The organism is Candidatus Nealsonbacteria bacterium (assembly GCA_026016225.1).
GTDB lineage: Bacteria > Patescibacteriota > Minisyncoccia > Minisyncoccales > JANBVM01 > Nealson33H.
On record CP061210.1, the window covers coordinates 296,418 to 314,910 of the forward strand.

20 protein-coding genes are annotated in these 18,493 nt (G+C 30.8%); 19 read left to right on the top strand and 1 reads right to left on the bottom strand.

Annotated features, from left to right (window positions below; genetic code table 11):
- The first annotated feature begins 52 nt into the window (after positions 1–52).
- The 12 genes from IB617_01535 (at position 53) to IB617_01590 (ending at position 9,998) form a co-directional block, all read left to right on the top strand.
- Positions 53–427 carry a hypothetical protein gene (locus tag IB617_01535; GenBank protein ID UZE93497.1) on the top strand — a complete coding sequence of 125 codons (375 nt, stop codon included), beginning with the start codon at positions 53–55 and terminating at the stop codon, positions 425–427.
- Positions 420–971: an FkbM family methyltransferase gene (locus IB617_01540; protein UZE93533.1), complete on the top strand. Its 552-nt coding sequence runs from the start codon at positions 420–422 to the stop codon at positions 969–971. Before IB617_01535 ends, IB617_01540 begins: the two co-directional genes overlap by 8 nt.
- Positions 972–1,018: 47 nt before the next feature.
- Positions 1,019–1,420 carry a hypothetical protein gene (locus IB617_01545; protein ID UZE93498.1) on the top strand — a complete coding sequence of 134 codons (402 nt, stop codon included), beginning with the start codon at positions 1,019–1,021 and terminating at the stop codon, positions 1,418–1,420.
- 490 nt (positions 1,421–1,910) lie between these two features.
- Entirely contained in the window at positions 1,911–3,017 is a 1,107-nt protein-coding gene (wecB, locus tag IB617_01550; protein ID UZE93499.1) for a UDP-N-acetylglucosamine 2-epimerase (non-hydrolyzing), read from the top strand.
- Positions 3,018–3,034: 17 nt separating this feature from the next.
- Positions 3,035–4,219, top strand: coding sequence for a glycosyltransferase family 4 protein (locus tag IB617_01555; protein UZE93500.1), 1,185 nt, complete (start codon positions 3,035–3,037; stop codon positions 4,217–4,219).
- 15 nt (positions 4,220–4,234) lie between these two features.
- On the top strand, positions 4,235–4,954 hold the full coding sequence (locus IB617_01560; protein ID UZE93501.1) for a methyltransferase domain-containing protein: 720 nt from the start codon (positions 4,235–4,237) through the stop codon (positions 4,952–4,954).
- Positions 4,955–5,085: 131 nt separating this feature from the next.
- Positions 5,086–5,766 (top strand): class I SAM-dependent methyltransferase, encoded by a 681-nt coding sequence (locus IB617_01565; GenBank protein UZE93502.1) that lies wholly within the window; start codon positions 5,086–5,088, stop codon positions 5,764–5,766.
- Complete coding sequence (locus tag IB617_01570) at positions 5,763–5,942, top strand: hypothetical protein (protein UZE93503.1); 180 nt, start codon at positions 5,763–5,765, stop codon at positions 5,940–5,942. The genes IB617_01565 and IB617_01570 overlap by 4 nt, the downstream gene beginning before the upstream one ends.
- Positions 5,943–5,952: 10 nt before the next feature.
- Positions 5,953–7,179 carry a glycosyltransferase gene (locus IB617_01575; GenBank protein ID UZE93504.1) on the top strand — a complete coding sequence of 409 codons (1,227 nt, stop codon included), beginning with the start codon at positions 5,953–5,955 and terminating at the stop codon, positions 7,177–7,179.
- A gap of 7 nt (positions 7,180–7,186) precedes the next feature.
- Complete coding sequence (locus IB617_01580) at positions 7,187–7,948, top strand: glycosyltransferase (GenBank protein ID UZE93505.1); 762 nt, start codon at positions 7,187–7,189, stop codon at positions 7,946–7,948.
- Positions 7,945–8,913, top strand: coding sequence for an NAD-dependent epimerase/dehydratase family protein (locus tag IB617_01585; GenBank protein UZE93506.1), 969 nt, complete (start codon positions 7,945–7,947; stop codon positions 8,911–8,913). The genes IB617_01580 and IB617_01585 overlap by 4 nt, the downstream gene beginning before the upstream one ends.
- An 11-nt stretch (positions 8,914–8,924) precedes the next feature.
- The gene (locus tag IB617_01590; GenBank protein UZE93507.1) at positions 8,925–9,998 is read left to right on the top strand and encodes a mannose-1-phosphate guanylyltransferase; all 1,074 of its coding nucleotides are present in this window, start codon (positions 8,925–8,927) and stop codon (positions 9,996–9,998) included.
- On the opposite strand, the gene IB617_01595 is transcribed toward IB617_01590, so the two are convergent.
- The gene (locus IB617_01595; GenBank protein ID UZE93508.1) at positions 9,995–11,311 is read right to left on the bottom strand and encodes a sugar transferase; all 1,317 of its coding nucleotides are present in this window, start codon (positions 11,309–11,311) and stop codon (positions 9,995–9,997) included. The genes IB617_01590 and IB617_01595 overlap by 4 nt on opposite strands.
- Before the next feature lie 124 nt (positions 11,312–11,435).
- Here IB617_01595 and IB617_01600 point away from each other — a divergent pair, with 124 nt between their 5' ends.
- The 7 genes from IB617_01600 (at position 11,436) to IB617_01630 (ending at position 18,489) form a co-directional block, all read left to right on the top strand.
- On the top strand, positions 11,436–13,664 hold the full coding sequence (locus IB617_01600) for a tetratricopeptide repeat protein (protein ID UZE93509.1): 2,229 nt from the start codon (positions 11,436–11,438) through the stop codon (positions 13,662–13,664).
- A gap of 286 nt (positions 13,665–13,950) precedes the next feature.
- Positions 13,951–14,877 (top strand): UDP-N-acetylmuramate dehydrogenase, encoded by a 927-nt coding sequence (gene murB / locus IB617_01605; protein UZE93510.1) that lies wholly within the window; start codon positions 13,951–13,953, stop codon positions 14,875–14,877.
- 304 nt (positions 14,878–15,181) lie between these two features.
- A complete protein-coding gene (gene raiA / locus IB617_01610; GenBank protein UZE93511.1) occupies positions 15,182–15,628 on the top strand; it encodes a ribosome-associated translation inhibitor RaiA in 447 nt (148 codons plus the stop codon).
- Positions 15,629–15,740: 112 nt separating this feature from the next.
- Positions 15,741–16,142, top strand: a complete 402-nt coding sequence (gene speD, locus IB617_01615; protein ID UZE93534.1) for an adenosylmethionine decarboxylase — start codon at positions 15,741–15,743, stop codon at positions 16,140–16,142.
- Positions 16,139–16,501, top strand: a complete 363-nt coding sequence (locus IB617_01620) for an S-adenosylmethionine decarboxylase (protein UZE93512.1) — start codon at positions 16,139–16,141, stop codon at positions 16,499–16,501. The genes speD and IB617_01620 overlap by 4 nt, the downstream gene beginning before the upstream one ends.
- Before the next feature lie 4 nt (positions 16,502–16,505).
- A complete protein-coding gene (gene speE, locus IB617_01625) occupies positions 16,506–17,363 on the top strand; it encodes a polyamine aminopropyltransferase (protein UZE93513.1) in 858 nt (285 codons plus the stop codon).
- A gap of 1 nt (position 17,364) precedes the next feature.
- Complete coding sequence (locus tag IB617_01630) at positions 17,365–18,489, top strand: bis-aminopropyl spermidine synthase family protein (GenBank protein UZE93514.1); 1,125 nt, start codon at positions 17,365–17,367, stop codon at positions 18,487–18,489.
- Positions 18,490–18,493: the final 4 nt, after the last annotated feature.

Sequence of the window (18,493 nt, forward strand, 5' to 3'; positions counted from 1 at the left end):
AAAAAGTTAAGTTTATAAATATTATTGATTAGAATTTAAAAGCAGTATAGAAATGTTTAACAAAAAGCTACAAGGTGAGATTTTAAAAAGAATTCCAAGAAGTTCTTTTTTAAGAAAAGTTATAAAGAAAATATTTCAAGTTAAAAACTTATTGTATTCCTTAAAGATTAAGTGTATCATTTTTCTTTTTAAAGTTAGAAACTTTATTCTTTCTCAAAAGCCGATTGAAATAGAAATAGATGATATTTCTTTTAAGGTAATTCCTAAAGGAGCAGGAGCTTTAGATTACTGGAGTGGCTTAAGGTTTGAGAAAGACGAACTTAACTTTGTGTTCGATCAGATTCAGCCTAAAATGACCTTCTTAGATTTAGGAGCTAATATAGGCTTTTTTTCTTTGGCAGTAGCTTCAAAATGTAAAGATATATAGTTTTGAGCCCTACAAAGAAACTTTTCAAATTCTTCAAGAAAATATCCGTCTTAATAATTTAAATAATATAGTTCCTTGCTGTATTGCTTTAGGTAATTATGTTGGAAAAGCAAGAGTTAAAGTAAACTTGGCTTGGAAAGATGGCTTGAATACAATAGGAAAGCCTAGTCACCCTGACTGTGAAATAGTAAAGGAAGAAGAGGTATCGATTACTACTTTGGATAATTTTATTAAAGATAACGGTATTACAAAAGTAGATTTAATAAAAATAGATATTGAGGGAGCAGAGCTTTTAGCTTTGCAAGGGGCAAGAAAATTACTTGAAAATAAAAATGCTCCTCTTATTATTTACGAAAGTCAATACGCGACCACAAAAGGCTTTGGTTATCATCCTATTAAAATTATCAATTATTTAAAAAGGTTAGGATATTTTTTGTTTGAACTAAAAGAGAAAGATGGAAAAGTTGTTCCCTTTGCCTCAAATGGTGAGGTCTATACAATAATTATTGCTACAAAATCAAAATCTTTTTTAAAACGACATTAAGATTAAAGAAAATAGTTAATGAAAAGACATATTGATTTAGAAAACTTATGTTAACCATATTTGCTATTCCAAAGCCATTTGAAAAGGAATTTAATATTATCCAAAGAAACGCTATTAAGAGCTGGATTTTATTGGAGCCAAGGCCCGAGATTATTTTATTTGGTGACGAAAAAGGAACAGCAGACATAGCTAAAGAATTTAATGTTAAACATTTTCCTAAAATTGCAAGAAATGAGTTTGGTACACCCATAGTTAGTGATATTTTTAAAAAAGCCCAAAAGATAGCAAGAAATAACATTTTAGTCTATGTAAACGCTGATATAATCTTAATGAAGGATTTTATTAGAGCTGTTGAGAAAATTAAGGATGAAGAAAAGTTTTTAATGGTCGGTCAGAGATGGGATGTTGATATTAAGGAAAAAATAAATTTTAAGAATTTAAATTGGTAAACCGATCTTCAGAAAAAAGTATCGCAAGATGGCAAACTTCATGCTAAGATAGGTATAGACTATTTTGTTTTTCCTAAGAGTATATTTAAAGATGTTTTTCCGTTTGCGATTGGAAGGGGGATATATGATAATTGGTTACTATACCGAGCATGGTTATCAAGGGCACTAATTATAGATGCCACCCAAGTTATAATAGCTATTCACCAGAATCATTCTTATGGAAACAAAACCGAGAAAGATGTTCGAAAGTGGGAAGAGAGAAAAAGAAACTTAAAGTTATCAGGAGGATATAGTCATTGTTTTACTATAAAAGACGCTAGCCATTTTTTGACACCCAAAGGATTAAAATTAGCTCCGGAAATGAGCTTAATGAGAAAGCTAGAAATTGTGCCATATCTCGGATTTTTTATCCGACAATGTAAAAAACTACTTAAGTTGTTTAAATGTGGTATCAAAAAATAAGAGATTAATTAAATCCATAAATTGAAAAATGAAAAAAAAGATTAAACTTCTTCTTCTTGTCGGGGCTCGCCCAAATTTTATAAAGGCTGCTCCGTTAATTAGAGAGGTAAAAAAACATCGGCAGATAGAGTTAGTGATGGTACACAGTGGGCAACATTATGATTTTGAAATGTCAAAGATTTTTTTTGACGAACTTAAAATCTCAAAACCAAATTATAATTTAAAAGTGGGTTCAGGAAGTCATGCCTATCAAACAGCAGAAACAATGAAAAGGTTGGAGCCAATTTTATTAAAAGAAAAACCAAATCTAGTAATTGTTGTCGGTGATGTTAATTCTACTTTGGCAGCTGCTTTAACGGCTACTAAAACCAATATTCCAGTTACTCACATTGAAGCAGGTCTCCGATCTTTTGATATGGCTATGCCAGAAGAAGTAAATAGGCGTCTCACAGATCATATGTCAAGCTTTTTGTTTGTGACCGAACCAAGTGGAATTAAAAATTTAGTAAAAGAAGGGATTTCAAAAAATAAAATTTTTTTTGTTGGTAACATTATGATAGATACATTACTTGATATGAAAAGTAAGGCACAAAAAATAAAAATCTTAGAAGCACTGAAATTAAAGAAAAAGGCTTATGGAGTTTTAACTCTTCATCGTCCAGAAAATGTTGCTGACGAAAAAGTTTTTAAAGACTTGCTTGCTGTAATCGAAGAAATTCAAAGAAAAATAAAAATCATTTGGCCAATTCATCCAAGGGTGAAGAGGCACCTCAAAGAATTTAATTTTTTAAAAAAGATAAAGAAAATGAAAAACTTATTATTAATTAAACCTTTAGGATATCTTGAGATGCTTACTTTAAACAAAGAAGCTAAATTTGTTCTGACTGATAGTGGGGGAATCCAGGAAGAGACAACAGTATTAAATATTCCCTGTCTGACCTTAAGAAAAAATACAGAAAGACCTGTCACGGTCCAAAAAGGGACTAATGTTATTGTGGGGAATGATAGAAATAAAATTATTAAAGAATTATCGATAATTTTAAAAGGAAAATATAAAAAAAGAAAAGTAATAAAGTTTTGGGATGGACACACCGCAGAAAGAATTGTTAAGATTTTGATTTCAAAATTATCTTAATGTTAAAGATATAAGTTATGAAAATATTACATATAGTAAACTATTTTCAACCAAAATTGGGCTACCAAGAAACATTTTTAGCTAAAAAACATAGGGATTTTGGGCACGAAGTTCACGTAATTACATCTAATCGTTATTTTCCATTTCCAAATTACGACAACCTTATTAAGCCAGTTCTTGGTAGTAGATATTTAAAAGCTGGTAATTTTGTGGAGGAAAATATAGTCACTTATCGACTAGAAGTTTTATTTGAAATAAAAAAAAGAGTTTGGCTAATTGGTCTTGAGAAAAAAATAAGGGAACTGAAGCCAGATATTATTTTTCTCCACGGGGTTTCTAATATCAATGCTATAAGGGTTGGATTTTTAAAAAAGAGAAATTCTAAACAATTCAAGTTAATTTATGATGACCACATGCTTTATGTGGTTAGTAAACACAAGTTAAGAAAACTATTTTACCTTATTTTCAAGCTGTTTTTTTCTAAATTATTAATTCAATCAGCAGATGGATTTATCGCTTGCAATAATGGGACAAAAAAGTTTATGAATGACTGTTATGGTATACCGCTTGATTTAATAGTGACAATACCACTGGGTGCAGACAAGGATTTATTTAGATTTAACGAGAAATCCAGGGATCTGATTAGAAATAAACTGGGAGTCGAAAAACAGTCAGTTATTTTTATTTATGCCGGCAAGATTACTCCTAAAAAGGGCCCAGACTTACTTGTTAAGGCCGGGCTGGAGTTAACTAGGAAATACAAGAATTTTAAAATCCTTCTCTTGGGCGATAGTTCTTCAGAGTATATTAAATTTTTGAAGAAATTAATAAGAGAAAAGAAAGGCGAAGAATTTTTTATTTGGTTACCAACTATTTATAATAAAGAGCTTCCTAAGTATTATTCTTCTGCAGATATTGGCGTATGGCCTCGAGAATCTTCTTTGACTATGCTTGAAGCCCAAGCCTGTAATTTACCTATTATTGTAAGCGATTCAGTGATAGCCGGAGCTAGCGATAGAATCCTTAACAATAATGGTCTAACGTTTAAAGATGGTGACTACTTAGATTTAGCAAAAAAAATGGAATCATTAATTTTAGATAAAGAATTACGAATAAAAATGGGAAAACGGGGCAGAAAACTAGTTGAAGAAAAATTTAATTGGGGTATAATAGCCAAGCAATTTATTGATTTAGCTTCTTAATTTTAGTTAAACAATATGGACCATAAAGAACTTTATGAGAGACAATACGGTGAAAAAAAACTAATAAGTGTTTCCTCTTTTTCTTTTTTGAGAAAAATCTTTGAGAAGCTTGATTTTGATCGAGAGGATTTAACTTTGAGTTTATTAAAAAATACTAGAGGGAAATTGCTTGATGTCGGTTGTGGAAGTGGCTCTTTGATATTCAAAGCCAGAGATAAATTTGACGAGCTTTATGGAATAGATATTTCTTCAAGCCGTATTAAAAAGGCTCAGGAAATATCTAAGCAGAAATTTTTTGGAGATGCGAATTTACGTTTCTTCGTCCGCGATATTGGTAAGGGACTAACTTTTGCCGACAAAAGCTTTGATGTGGTTACTTGTGTTGCGGTCCTAGAGCATCTTTTCGACCCTTATTTTGTTGTAGGTGAGATTAATAGAGTCTTAAAACCCGGTGGAATTTTTATTGTTGAGGTCCCCAATATAGCTTATTTAAAATACAGAGTTCAATTGCTTTTTGGAAGGTTGCCAGTAACTTCCTCTCCCCTTAATTGGAAAGAGATGGGATGGGATGGTGGTCACTTACATTATTTTACCGAAAAGACTCTTTGTAAATTATTAGAAGAGTCTGGTTTTAAAATTTTAAAAGTATCAGGTTGTGGCCTGTTTGCTAATTTTCGAAATTTTTGGCCATCTCTTTTGACAGGAGATTTAATTATTAAAGCTCAAAAAATTTGATGAAAAAAGTCATTTTGATCACTAATATTATTTCTTCTTTTCGTACGCCCCTTTATAATTATGTTGCCAAGGAGGGGAGGTTTGATTTCAAGGTAATGGCTTTATTTTAAAATATTTAAACAAATATAAATATGTTTAGAAGAGATTTAAAATATGAAAAAAATTTTTGGGGAAAAAAGTTTATTCCAATTAAAAATAAAAGCTTACAGCGAAGGCAGAAATTTATCCAAGCTTGGATAGAGAGATTTTGGAATATTCCTAAAAATGCAAGAATATTAGAAATAGGGGGAGCAGGGAAACCGCTTATTAATTTTTTTCAGGGTGGAGAAAAATATGTCCTTGATCCTTTAATAGATTTTTATGAGAAAAAGTTTCCCGAATTTTATACTGATTCTGATTTATGTAAGCTAAAAACCGAAGCAGAAAATATGCATTTTAAAAACAATACTTTTGACCTTATTATTATGCTAAATGTTTTGGATCATACAGAAAGTCCCCAGAAAGTAATAAAAGAGTGTTACCGTGTGCTTAAAAAAGAAGGAGTAATAATTTTATCAGTAGACACCTTTAATCTTTTTTGGAAAATTTTTCGTAGATTTCTACCATTTTTTGGTTTTAAGCATTATCGTTTACATCCTCAGGTATTGAGAATAAGGGATGTTAAACAAATATTACAGAAAAATGATTTTCGAATACTTAACCTTTTTATAACAGAAAAAATAAAAACAAATCCTCTTTTTTCACTTAAAGAAAAACTAAAGTTTTACCTAGAATATAATCTTTATTGTACGTATGTATTAGCCAAAAAATGAAAAAAGTTATTGATTCAAACAATGTTTTAGAAATAATAGAACAAATAAAATTTTGTAAGGAAAATTTAGACCAGATTAAAATGAGTCGAGTAAAAATAGGTGATTGGGTAAGAAAAAATTTAAGTATAGCAAAAAGCGGAGATGATTATACCTCGGCCATAAAGTCTTTAATATGAGAATAGTAATATGGTAAAGAAGATTTTAACGATAAATACAGTATTTTCTCAGGGGGGAGCAGCAAAGATAGCTAGAACATTACATGACGTTTTAAATAAGACGCCAGGGTTTTCTAGTCGTTTTGCTTATGGAAGGGGAAAAAAGATAAAAAGCAAAGAAGTTTTTAGTTTTGGTGTACGATCCGAAGCTTATCTACGTGCTTTTTTGACTCGACTGATGGGTCTTCAGGGGTGCGGAAGCTGGTTTTCAACTAAACGGCTAGAAGGTTTTATTTTAAAAGAAAAATTTGACCTGATTCATCTTCATAATTTACATGGCTATTATTTAGATTTAAGCTTCGTCAGGTTTTTGAATAAATTAAATATTCCTATTGTTTGGACTTTGCATGATGCTTGGCCTATAACCGGAAGATGCTCCTATTTCTTGGATTGTAACCGTTGGAAGACAGGTTGTGGAAGCTGCCCTTCTTTGTCTATGTATCCAAAAACCTATCTTGATTCTTCGGCCTTGATGTGGAAAAAAAAGAAAGAATGTTTTACTAAAGGGTGGAGCCCAGTTGTTGTTTGTCCATCTTGGTGGTTAGCAGATAGAGTAAAAGAGTCTTATTTAAACAAATATAGGGTGGAGGTTATTCCAAACGGTGTTGACACAGGAATTTTTAAACCAAAAGACAGAGTTAAAATTCAGGAGAGATTAAAGATATCACCCTCAAAAAAGATTATTCTTTTTGTGGCAGCTGACTTAAGGGAGGAAAGAAAGGGAACAGAATATTTTTTTGAAGCACTGAAATATGTTAAAACTAAAGATTGTCTTGTGTTGACCGTGGGAAAGAAAATAAATCTTAATCAAAAGACAAAAGAGAATATAGAGATTAAACAATTAGGGTATATGTCTGATAATAATTTAATTTCTGATATTTATAATACGTCTGACATTTTTTGTACCACTTCTTTGCAAGATAATTTTCCTACAACTATTTTAGAGGCTATGGCCTGCGGGATACCTATAATTGGTTTCAAGACAGGAGGGATTCCAGAACAGGTTTCCGAAGATTGCGGGATTTTAATTGAATCAAGGAACGTTGAGGAATTAGCTGAAGGAATTGACGAGCTCCTAAGTAATAATGAGAAGCGGAATAAGTTCAGTTTAAATTGTAGAAGGCGAGTTCTAGAAAATTATTCAATTGAAAAGTTCAAAGAGCAATATATTAATTTATACAAAAACCTTTTGAAATAAATTTTTTATGACAAATTTCCCATTGATTTCAATAATTACGGTAGTCTTGAACGGAAAAAAAACCATTGAAAAAACATTAAAGAGTGTTTTAGAGCAGGGCTACGAGAACATAGAGTATATTATTATCGACGGTGGCTCAACAGACGGAACCTTAGATATCATTAATAGATATAAAGACAAAATCAAAAAGATTGTTTCCGAACCCGATAAGGGAATTTATGATGCTATGAATAAGGGAATAGCAATGGCTTCGGGTGATATTATCGGAATTTTAAATGGAGACGACTTATATGCTGACGGGAATGTAATTAAAAAGGTGGTTGAAAAGATGGAAGAGGATAAAGCAGATGTTTGCTGGGGAGATTTGATTTATGTAAATGCAAATAATTCAGATAAAATAGTCAGATATTGGAAGTCTTCAGAATACAAAGAAGGGAAGTTTCAAAAAGGATGGATGCCTCCACATTCAACGTTTTTTGTTAAAAAACAGATTTATAAAAAATACGGTGTTTTTAATTTAGATTTTCCCATTTCAGCTGATTATGAATTAATGTTGAGGTTTTTAGAAAAGTATAAATTAAAATCTTGTTATATGTCTCAGGTTTTGGTAAAAATGAGGATAGGAGGTCAAAGTAATAAAAACCTTCTTAATATTGTTAAGGGAAATGTCGAATGTTATAAGGCTTATAAAATAAATGGGTTGAAGATAAGTTTTTTAAGAATTTTCTTAAAACCTTTATCTAAAATCTCTCAATATTTTAAAAAATGAACAATAAAGAAAAAATCTTAGTCACAGGAGCAGGTGGATTTATTGGCCACCATTTAGTCAGATTTTTACAAAAGAAAGGTTACTGGGTAAGAGGTGTAGATATTAAATACCCAGAATTTTCTCCAAAAAATGAAGCTGATGAATTCTTGCTTTTAGATTTAAGAAACTTCCAAAATTGCCTAAAAGCAACTGAGGGAATAGACAAGGTTTATACCTTAGCTGCTAATATGGGAGGAATAGGATTTATCACTTTTCATAGAGCTGATGTAATGAGAGATAATGTTTTGATTAATATTAATATGGCAGAAGCTTCAAAAAGAAATAATATAAAACGATTGTTTTATTCTTCTTCTGCATGTATTTATCCTATAGCTAAACAGAAAGATCCTTCGATAACTGCCTTAAAAGAGTCAGATGCTTATCCTGGCGATCCTGATAATGAATATGGTTGGGAAAAGCTATTTTCCGAAAGAGTTTATCAAAATTATCATCAAGATTATGGTTTAGATGTTAGGATTACAAGATATCATAATATTTATGGTGAAGAGGGAACTTATGAAGGAGGAAGAGAAAAAGCTCCAGCAGCTTTATGCAGGAAAATAGCCTTAGCTAAAGATGGAGATAAAATTGATATTTGGGGAGACGGTAAACAGACTCGTTCTTTTTGCTATATCGATGATTGTTTAGAGGGAACTTATGCTTTGATGGAGTCTGATTATAGAGAGCCTTTGAATATTGGTTCTGATAGATTAGTAACGATTAATGGATTAGTAGACATAATCTCTAATATTGCAGGAAAGCGTTTAGAAAAAGTTCATCAATTAGATAAACCCCAAGGAGTAAGAGGAAGAAATGCTGATTTAACATTAGTTAAAGAAACGCTTAATTGGAAGCCCATAGTTTCTTTAGAGGAAGGGCTAAAAAAGACTTATCAATGGATACAAGAAGAATTAAGAAAAACATAAAATAAATCTTTATGAAGGCTTTAATTTTAGCTGGAGGAAAGGGATCAAGATTGTGGCCTCTTTCTAGAGAATATAAGCCAAAACAGTTCCAAAAACTGATTTCTCAGAAAACAATGTTTCAAGAAACGTTTGAAAGGATTTTACCTTTGTTTTCGATTAATGATATTTATGTGTCTACAAATAAACACTATTTGAAAGAAATAAAACTAGAAATACCTAAACTTCTTTCTAGGAACATTATTTCAGAGCCTGCAAGTAGAGAAAGGGTAGCGGCTTTCTTGCTTTTTTTTGCACATCTAAAACAAAAAGATTTTTCAGAACCCGTGGTAATTTTACCTTCTGATCATTTAATAAAAGATGAAAAAAAGTTTCAAGAAGCGTTATTAGTTGGAGAAAGTTTTATAAAAGAGAATCCAGATTATATATTGCTTTTAGGGGAAAAACCCAACTTTCCTGATACTGGGCTTGGGTATATAAAACAAGGTAAGCTTTTAACTAAATATAATAAATTTAAAATTTATAAAGTTCCTTTTTTCAAAGAGAAGCCAAACCTAAAGAGAGCAAGAAGCTTTTTAAAAACGGAAAAGTATTTATGGAATGCAGGGATATTTATTTTTACTCCGGCTTTAATTGAAAACTTAATAAAAAAGTTTGTACCAGATAATTATCAAAGGTATGAGAAAATAAAAAAAGCTATAAGAAAATCTGGTTTTAAGAAAGTGCTGGAAAAAGAATATTTAGCAATGGATAATGTATCTTTTGATTATTCAATAGTTGAAAACTATAAAAAGAATGCTGTTTTACCTATATCTATGGGTTGGTCAGATATCGGTAGTTGGTCGGTTTTAAAAGATTGTTTGTCTTTGCCGAACAAGAATTTTGTAAAAGGAAATTATATTGAGGTTGGTTCTGAAAATATTATGGTTTATGGAAGATCTGATAAACTAGTAACAACAGTAGGGGTTAAAGATTTAATAATTGCAGTTACCGATGATATTATTTTAGTTTGCAACAAGAAAGACTCTCAAAGGGTTAAAGAGCTGGTAAAGAAATTAAAAAAGAACAAAAAACTTAATTATCTTTAGTCTTCTTTTGGAAAGAATAATTGAAAAGTTTTTAACAGAACTCCTATATCAAGCAGGAGATTTCTATTTTTTAAATAATATAAGTCATACTCGAATTTTTCTTTACTGTCCATAACAGACCTTCCATACCTGAATTTAATTTGAGCCCACCCGGTAAAGCCGGGTTTTATAATATGTCTTAAATGGTAATAGGGGATTTCTTCCCCTAATTTTTTGACAAACTCAGGTCTCTCCGGTCTGGGACCTACTAAAGAAATATCTCCCTTTATTATGTTGAGCATTTGAGGAATCTCGTCAAAGTGTACTCTTCTTAAAAATTTACCAACTTTGGTTCTTCTTTTATCTTCTTTTTTTGCCCAAACAGCTTCTTCTTTTTCTGCTCCTACCTTCATTGACCTAAATTTAATTAATAAAAAATTTTTTCTATCCTTTCCAACCCTTTCTTGTCTATAAAAAACAGGTCCTCTATCTTCCAATTTAATAGATAGAGCAATTAATGGCCAAAAAGGTAAAGTTAAGATTAGTAAAAGACTGGACAGAACTACATCAAACAAGCTTTTTATTTTATCATAAAAATCCCTTCCTCCTTCCTTTAAATTTTCTAAAAACCAGGCGTGAGAAATCATTGAAACCGGAATTTTTTCATAAATCATTTCATAAGCACTTGCAAAATCTAAAAAATTTACGCGGGCGGGCAAACAGAGATAAAGAGCTTTAAGAACTTTTGGGTCAGACTCATATTCTTCGGTAAATATGACGGTATTAATGTTTTCTTTTTGGATTTGAGAAAGAAGGTCTTTTTTAAAATCAATTGGAACTATTCTATAACCTAAATAGGGTCTTTCTGATATTCCTTTTTTTAAATCCTCAACCTGAGGTCCTTTACCAACTATTGCCGTTTTGTTTAAAAAATGAACAGAGAATAAAGAGTAAAAAAAATTGCGCCAGAGTACTAATAAAATACCAAAAATTAAACTATTTAATATTAAATTAGTTTTGGGAGTGATTCCGAAAAAAGGAATAGTATAGAAAAAAAGCATTCCCAAAATTAAACCACTTAAAATTGCTCCAAAAATGTGGCTGTAAAAAGAGATTTTGCTTTTAATTAGAGGAAGATCATAAAGCCCGGAGATATAAAAAATTATGAGCCAAAAAAAATAAACTATTGAAAAAGGAAGCAAATGTAAAATAAAGACTTGAGAATTGAATTCTTCAAAAAATCCTAAAAATAACGTTATTAAAAGCGAAACATAGAGCAAAAAAATATCTCCTAAGAAAAGAAGAAATTTTTTGAAACTTAGCGTATTTAACATAGATTAACTTAGAGATGATAATGCAATTATTAAGTTTAAAAGAAAAATGATTAAAAATCAACCCAAGTAGAGAAATTTTGACTGATAATGATTTATTGCTTAAAATAAAAAGATAAATAATAAAATGGGTAAAGAAAACAGAAAAAGTGAAAATCGAGGTTTAGAGAATTTTTGCCTTTCAATAATCAGATGGGGGACATATTTAATTTTATTCACTCCCTTAGTTATAAGCAGGAGTTCTTTTTTTCCCTTTGTTACCCCAAAGACCATTTATTTTAGGATTTTGGCTGAAATTATTTTTGCGGCTTTCTTAATTCTGGCTATATATTTTCCTCGCTATCGTCCAAAAATTAATATTCTGTCTATTTCAATCTTTATCTTTGTCGGAGTATTGATTCTGACGTCTTTTTTGGGAATTAACTTTGAAAGAAGTTTTTGGAGCACTTTTGAAAGAATGACGGGTCTCTTTACCTTTTTTCATCTTTTAGTTTTTTTCATTATTTTGACCAGCTGTTTCAAAAAAAGAGAAGATTGGGAAAAGATTCTTTCTGTTTCCATATTAGTTGGTATTTTGCTTTGTTTCTATGTTTTGCTTCCAGGAGAAATAGAAGTCTCTACCAGGGGAGGAGGGACAATTGGAAATACTTCTTTTATGGCAGCTTACTTACTGTTTGACATTTTTTTTGCCTTGATTTTGTTTTTGGAAAAAAAGACTTCTGGCTGGAGAATTTTCTCAGGATTATCTTTATTTTTGTTAATTTCAGTACTGCTCACTTCTACAGCCAGGGGTGCGATTATCTCTTTTTTGGGAGGGATGGTTCTATTTTTGTTGGGTTATTTAATTTTTTCAGGGAAAAAAAACCTGAAAAAGATGGGGGTATTTCTAGTTTTGTTTTTAATAGTTTTAGGAATAATTCTTGCAATTTATCAACCTACTTTTATTAAAAATACAATTGAGATAACTTTACAAAAGATGAAACCCAGATTTGTTGTTTGGGAAAAGGCCTGGAAAGGATTTTTACAAAAGCCGATATTTGGCTGGGGTCCTGAAAACTTCAATGTGGTTTTTACAAAATTTTTTAATCCCTGTATGTTTCTGTCAGAATGCGGAGGAGAGATTTGGTTTGACAGAGCACACAATATTGTTTTAGATAGCCTGGTTACCACCGGGGTAGTTGGTCTTTTAAGTTATTTGTTAATTTTTGCTGTTTCAATCTTTGGTCTTTTAAGAGTTTATCTTAAAGAAAAGAGGAATATTTTTTCTTTTTTGGGAATGGCGGTTTTGTTGATTGTTTATTTTTTTCAAAACCTGTTAGTTTTTGATATGATATCAAGCTACACCGTCTTTTTTTTGAGCCTGGGATTTGTCACTTTTTTGATAACAGAGAAAGAAGATTTATTTTTTCAACCAGCTGAAGAATCATCCAATTCCCCTTTAGGGGTACTTGAAGAGGGTTTTGGCAGATATCTCATTTCTGGTGTGATTGGGGTTCTAACTGTTTTTTTACTTTACTTTGGAAATATTCAACCTGCCAATAGCGCCGTAAACACAGTTCACATGATTGTTTCTTCTGTTAACCTGGAAAAGAGATTGGATTTTTACAAAAAAGCCCTAAATACCTTAATGGAAAAATACGAAATAAGGGAGCAGTTTGCCCAAAGGGTTTATGAAGCTGGTTTTGATTCAAAAGAAAACAGGCAGGTTTTGGAATCTGCCTTTCTTATGGCTGAAGAGCAGATGCAAGAGAGCATTAGAAAAAACCCCCTGGATTTCCGCCCTCATCTTTTTTTTGGCAAGCTTTATTTTAGCGATTATTATTTTAGTCATAACAAAGAAAAGTTGATTTTAGCTGAAAAAATTCTTGAGAAAGCCATAGAATTAAGCCCAACAAATCAGCAGGGCTACTGGTATTTAGGTGAAGTTAAGAGAGCAGAAGACGAAGAAGAGGCAGCTTTAGATTTATTTGAAAAAGCAATTGATTTAGAACCAAGACTGGGTGTATCTTATTGGTATTTGGCTATGACCCATAAGATGACAGGTCAGTATGAAGAAGCCTTACAAAAGGTAAAAGATGCAGAAAAAGCAGGTTATAATTGGAAAAAGAACGTGAACAATCTAAGACAGGCAGCTGAAATTTATCAGGTTTTAAGAGATGATTTGAGCTTGTTATATCTTTACCAAGAGGCAATAGAAATTCATCCTGAAAATGCCGAGGTCTGGGCAGGTTTAGCCAACAGTTATGCCAACCTGGGCCAATTTGAAAAAGCAAAACAAGCAGCTCAGAAAGTAATAGAGATTAATCCAGATTTAGCTCCCGAGGTTGAGCAGTTTTTAAAAGAATTACCCCAATAATACTAGATTAGAGGAACTGGTTTTGTAGGTTCAATGAAAAGAGCTAAAATTAATCAACTTTTACTTCAGTAATTCTTCTACGGGGTTGACAGAATATTTTAAATTTGCTAATATTTAAAATGTGAGTGTTCCTTCGGGACTCTTTCTAAGTCGACAATAGACCCCACTCGAGCGGGGCCTATTGTTTTTTTGACTCGCTTTTAGAGAATGTTAAAATAAAATTGGGCCGGGAGCAGCACTCACAAAAGACTTAGTATAAGGGTAAACTCTCCCGGTCCTTTAAAGAATGAAAACTAAAACTAAAGAACTAAAAAATATTCTTCCTGAAATACAATTTAATGTACCGCTTAAAGGTCACACCAGTTTTAGGATTGGAGGTCCGGCTAAATATTTTTTTGAAGCTAAAACAAAAAAAGATTTAATTTTAGCGCTAAAAACAAGCAAAAAATTAAAATTATCTTTTTATATTTTAGGTGGCGGAAGCAAGCTCTTGGTTTCCGATAAAGGATTTAGGGGTTTTATAATAAAAGTTCAAAATTCAAAGTTTAAAGTTCAAAATTGCACTATTTTTGCAGAAGCTGGTTTATCATTAGAAAAATTAACTAAAATTGCAGCAAAAAAAAGTTTGACAGGGCTTGAGTGGTCAGCCGGAATTCCCGGAACAGTAGGAGGAGCTGTACGGGGAAATGCCGGTGCCTGGGAAAAATCAATGGGAGATATTATTAAGGAAGTTGAAGTTTTTGACGTTGAAAAACAAAAAATAATAAATTTGAATAACAAAAAATGTAAATTCAGTTATCGGAACAGTATTTTTAAAAAAAATCCAAACTTGGTTATTTTGTCTTGCCAAATTAAGCTTAGAAAAGGAAATAGAAAAAAAAGCGAGGAAGAAATGAAAAGCTATTTAGATTATCGTAGAGAACATCATCCCTTAGAATTCCCAACAGCTGGAAGTATTTTTGAAAACATTCCTTATGATAAAAAATCAAAAAGGAAAAAACCTGAAGCTATTCCTTCAGGTCGTATAATTGAAGATTGCGGTTTAGCTGGAAAAAAAATTGGAAATGTAAGAATTTCAAAAAAACATTCAAACTTTATTATTAATTTAGGGAACGGAAAAGCAAAAGATGTTAAAAAATTAATAAAGTTGGTAAAATTAAAAGTAAAAAAGAAATTTGGAATCAGTTTAAAGGAAGAACTTCAATATCTTTGATTAATTTCGATAAATTTTTTTTTGCACAGTTGACATTAATTTTTCATAATGAGAAAATTAAATAAAGAAATAATTTTTATGGCGATAGCGGTCGACTATTTGCCCAAATATTTTTAAAATATTAAATCATGGTAAAAAGAAAAAAGAAAAAGGCAAAAAAGAAAAAGGCAAAAAAAAGAAAAGCAAAAAAGAAAAAGACAAAGAAAAGAAAGAAGAGAAAGAAGAGATAAATGCCTTCCCCGCCTTAGTTTAAATATTTGCAAAAATTTTTAAAAATGTTATACTATAGAGGCGGGGTTTTATTATGAAGATAAACATTGAAACCAAAAACATAACACTGAATCGGGCTATAGAAGATTTTATTAAAGAAAAAATAAATTCCCTTGAAAAATTTATAAAAGTGTTATATAACGGAAAATATAAAAGTCCTTCCTCTGGTAAGGCAAAACCAGCACTTGTAGCATGGGTAGAGATTGGAAAAGAAACACTGCATCATAAGAGAGGACCATTTTTTCGAGCCGAATGCCAAATAAGATTTTCAGGAAAGAGTATAAGAGCAGAAGCTATTTCAAAAGATTTAAGATTAGCAATTACGGAAGTAAAAGATGAACTGCAGATAGGACTTAAAAAGCAAAAAGAAAAAATGATTTCAAAGGAAAAAAGAAAAAGTAGAGTTCTTAAAAAAAGAATGAAAATATCTCCCCAGGCAAGATTTGATCAGAAGGGGAGAACATTAGAAGAAGGTATTTAACCCTCAATCGCTTTTTTGTTTCACTCTTTGTTTTTCTCAACAAAAATTGTTGAGACAGTTTTTCAGCATTTCCTATTAGAAAATGCTGAAAGATAAAGCGGTTGATAGAAAAATGATTAAAAAAACAAAGAGATCCATACAATGGGTCAATCAATGGGTCAATGGAAAAAAACAAAAATATGCCGGTATTCACATAGTTGCCGAATTTTGGGGAAGCAAAATCATAGAAGACTCAAAAGAAATTGAGAAGATTTTAATTACAGCTGCTGAAAAAGGGGGAAATACTCCTTTAGAAGTAACCACTCATAAATTTTTACCCCAGGGTATAACCGGGGTTGTTTTATTAGCTGAAAGCCATATTGCTCTTCATGCTTGGCCCGAATATAATTATTTAGCAATAGATATTTTTACCTGCGGGGAGAAGGCTTTTCCAGATAAATCACTAAACTATTTAAGAAAAAAATTTAATCCCAAAAAAGTTGAAATAAAAAAAATAAAAAGAGGAACAATATGAAAGAAAATCAATCGAAAATTTATGGACAGGAATTGATTATGGACCTTTATGACTGTGACCCAAAGATTTTAAGGTCAAAGAAGAAAATCTTAGAATATTCAAATAGGATTTGTAAACTGATTAAAGTTAAAAAATACGGCAGAGCAATCATCAAAAGATTTGGAACAGGTTCTATAGCTGGCTTTTCTTTGGTTCAGTTAATAGAAACCAGTTTAGTCTCTGGTCATTTTTCCGAACTGTGGGATAGGGCGTTTATCAATATTTTTTCTTGTAAGTTATTTAACGATAAAAAAACTAAGGACTTTACTAAAAAATTCTTTAAAGCAAAAAAAATTAAAAGTAGAACAATTATTCGTTGAAGACATGAAAAAATGGTTTTTTGAAAAAGGGCTTCCCAATATCGTTCAAGATTCTAAAATTGGTTGGAAACTGAAAAAAAGAATTTATTCTGGAAAAAGTAAATATCAGAAAATTGAAATTTTAGATACCTTCGCTTTAGGAAGGATTTTTGTTTTAGATGGTATTGTTCAATTGTCAGAAAAATATGAATTTATTTATCATGAAATGATTTCCCATCTGCCTTTATTTTATCACCCAAATCCTGAAAGAATTTTAATTATAGGAGGAGGAGATGGTGGCGTTCTGCGTGAAGTTTTAAAACATTCTTTAAAAGAAATTTTTTGGGTGGAGTTGGATTCAGAAGTAGTGGAAATCTCAAAAAAACATCTTTCATTTTTAGGTATAAAGAATTCTTTGAAACAAAAGAAAGTAAAACTATTTTTTGGAGATGGAGTGAGTTTTGTTAAAAAATTCAAAGACTTTTTTGATGTAATAATTGTTGACTCTACAGATCCGGCAGGTCCTTCTCTTCCTTTATTTCAAAAAAGATTTTATCAGAATAGCTTTTTGGCTTTAAAAAAAGAAGGAATTCTTATTACCCAAAGTGGAAATTTTTTAGACCAACTTTCAGAAATCAAGACCGTGATTAAAAATCTAACCCCTTCTTTTCCTTATGTAAAAGTGCATAGAATATTTACTCCTGATTATCAGGGTTCGGATTTTAGTTTCACTTTAGCTTCTAAAAAGATAAACCTGGAAGGTTTTAATATTAAAAAGATAGAAAAGAGATATAAAAAAATTAAGGGTTTAAAATATTACTCTCCTAAAATACATTTAGCTTCAGGAATTCTACCTAAATTTTATAAAGAAAAACTGGAATGATATGGAAAAATTTTTGAGAAAGCTTTACAAAAAATTTTTAATTTTTGACCAAAATTATTATTTTCGGGATGTTAAAACCTGGTTTGGGGTAGGGGAACTTAAATTAACTAAAAAAATTCTTAAAAAATTTTATGAAAATTATCAAAAAGTTTCCTTTTTGGAATTTTTAAGTGATGTTAAAGACATAATTTATTCTAAAAATGTTTTTGACTTCATTATTAAAAATGCAGAGGATGATTGGGACCTTTGGTGTTATTTGAAATTTTTAGAGAAAGAAAAGATAGTTAAGGTTAAAAAAAATGGTAAAGTTTCAGTTTTTAAAAAAGATATCTTTAAGATAATACCTCGGCCCCAAAGCGAAAAGGAAATAAAAAGAAAAATTGAAAGAAAATTAAAAACAAAGATTAAAGAAAAAAAACCGGTCACCTCTTTATTTAAAAAATTTCAATTCTTTAAGATAAAAGCTGAATGGGACCAGATGCCAATTTCTCAATCCTCAGCCATTTTCCTTGTTAAAAAAATATTAGAGAGACTACCCTTAAAAGGTAAGTTTTTATTTGTTGGAGACGATGATTTTATTTCAATACTTTTAAGTTTAGCTGAGCCTAAAATAGAATCTCTTGTTATTGATGCAGACAAAGAGCTGCTTTCCTGTATTGATGAGCTTTCTTTAAAATTTAATTTGAAAATTGAAACCAAGAAGTTTGACGTAAGGAAACAAGAACTTTTAGGAGAAAAGTTTATTGGGTTTTTAACAAATCCTATTTATACTGAAGCTGGAGTAAAAGCCTTTGTGAAATTTGGAAAAAACCAATTAAATAAAGATGGTGGAATAGGATTTTTGGAGTTAGGGGGTGGAGATATTGGAAATAGATTTTTGTTTTTGCAAGATTTCTTTACTAAAAATAACTTGATTATAGAAGAGTTGATTGTGAATAAAATTTATTATCCTTACGTTATGCTTCACAAAGAAGACAAGGAAATCACAAAAAGACTTTCTTTAATGATTGATAAAAAAATTATTAAAAAATCTCCTAAGTTAGGAGCTGCTTTGTATATTTTTGAGTATCTGCCCTTCAAGCCAAAAAGAGTGAAGTTTAAAAAACCAATATATGCATATATTTAAAACG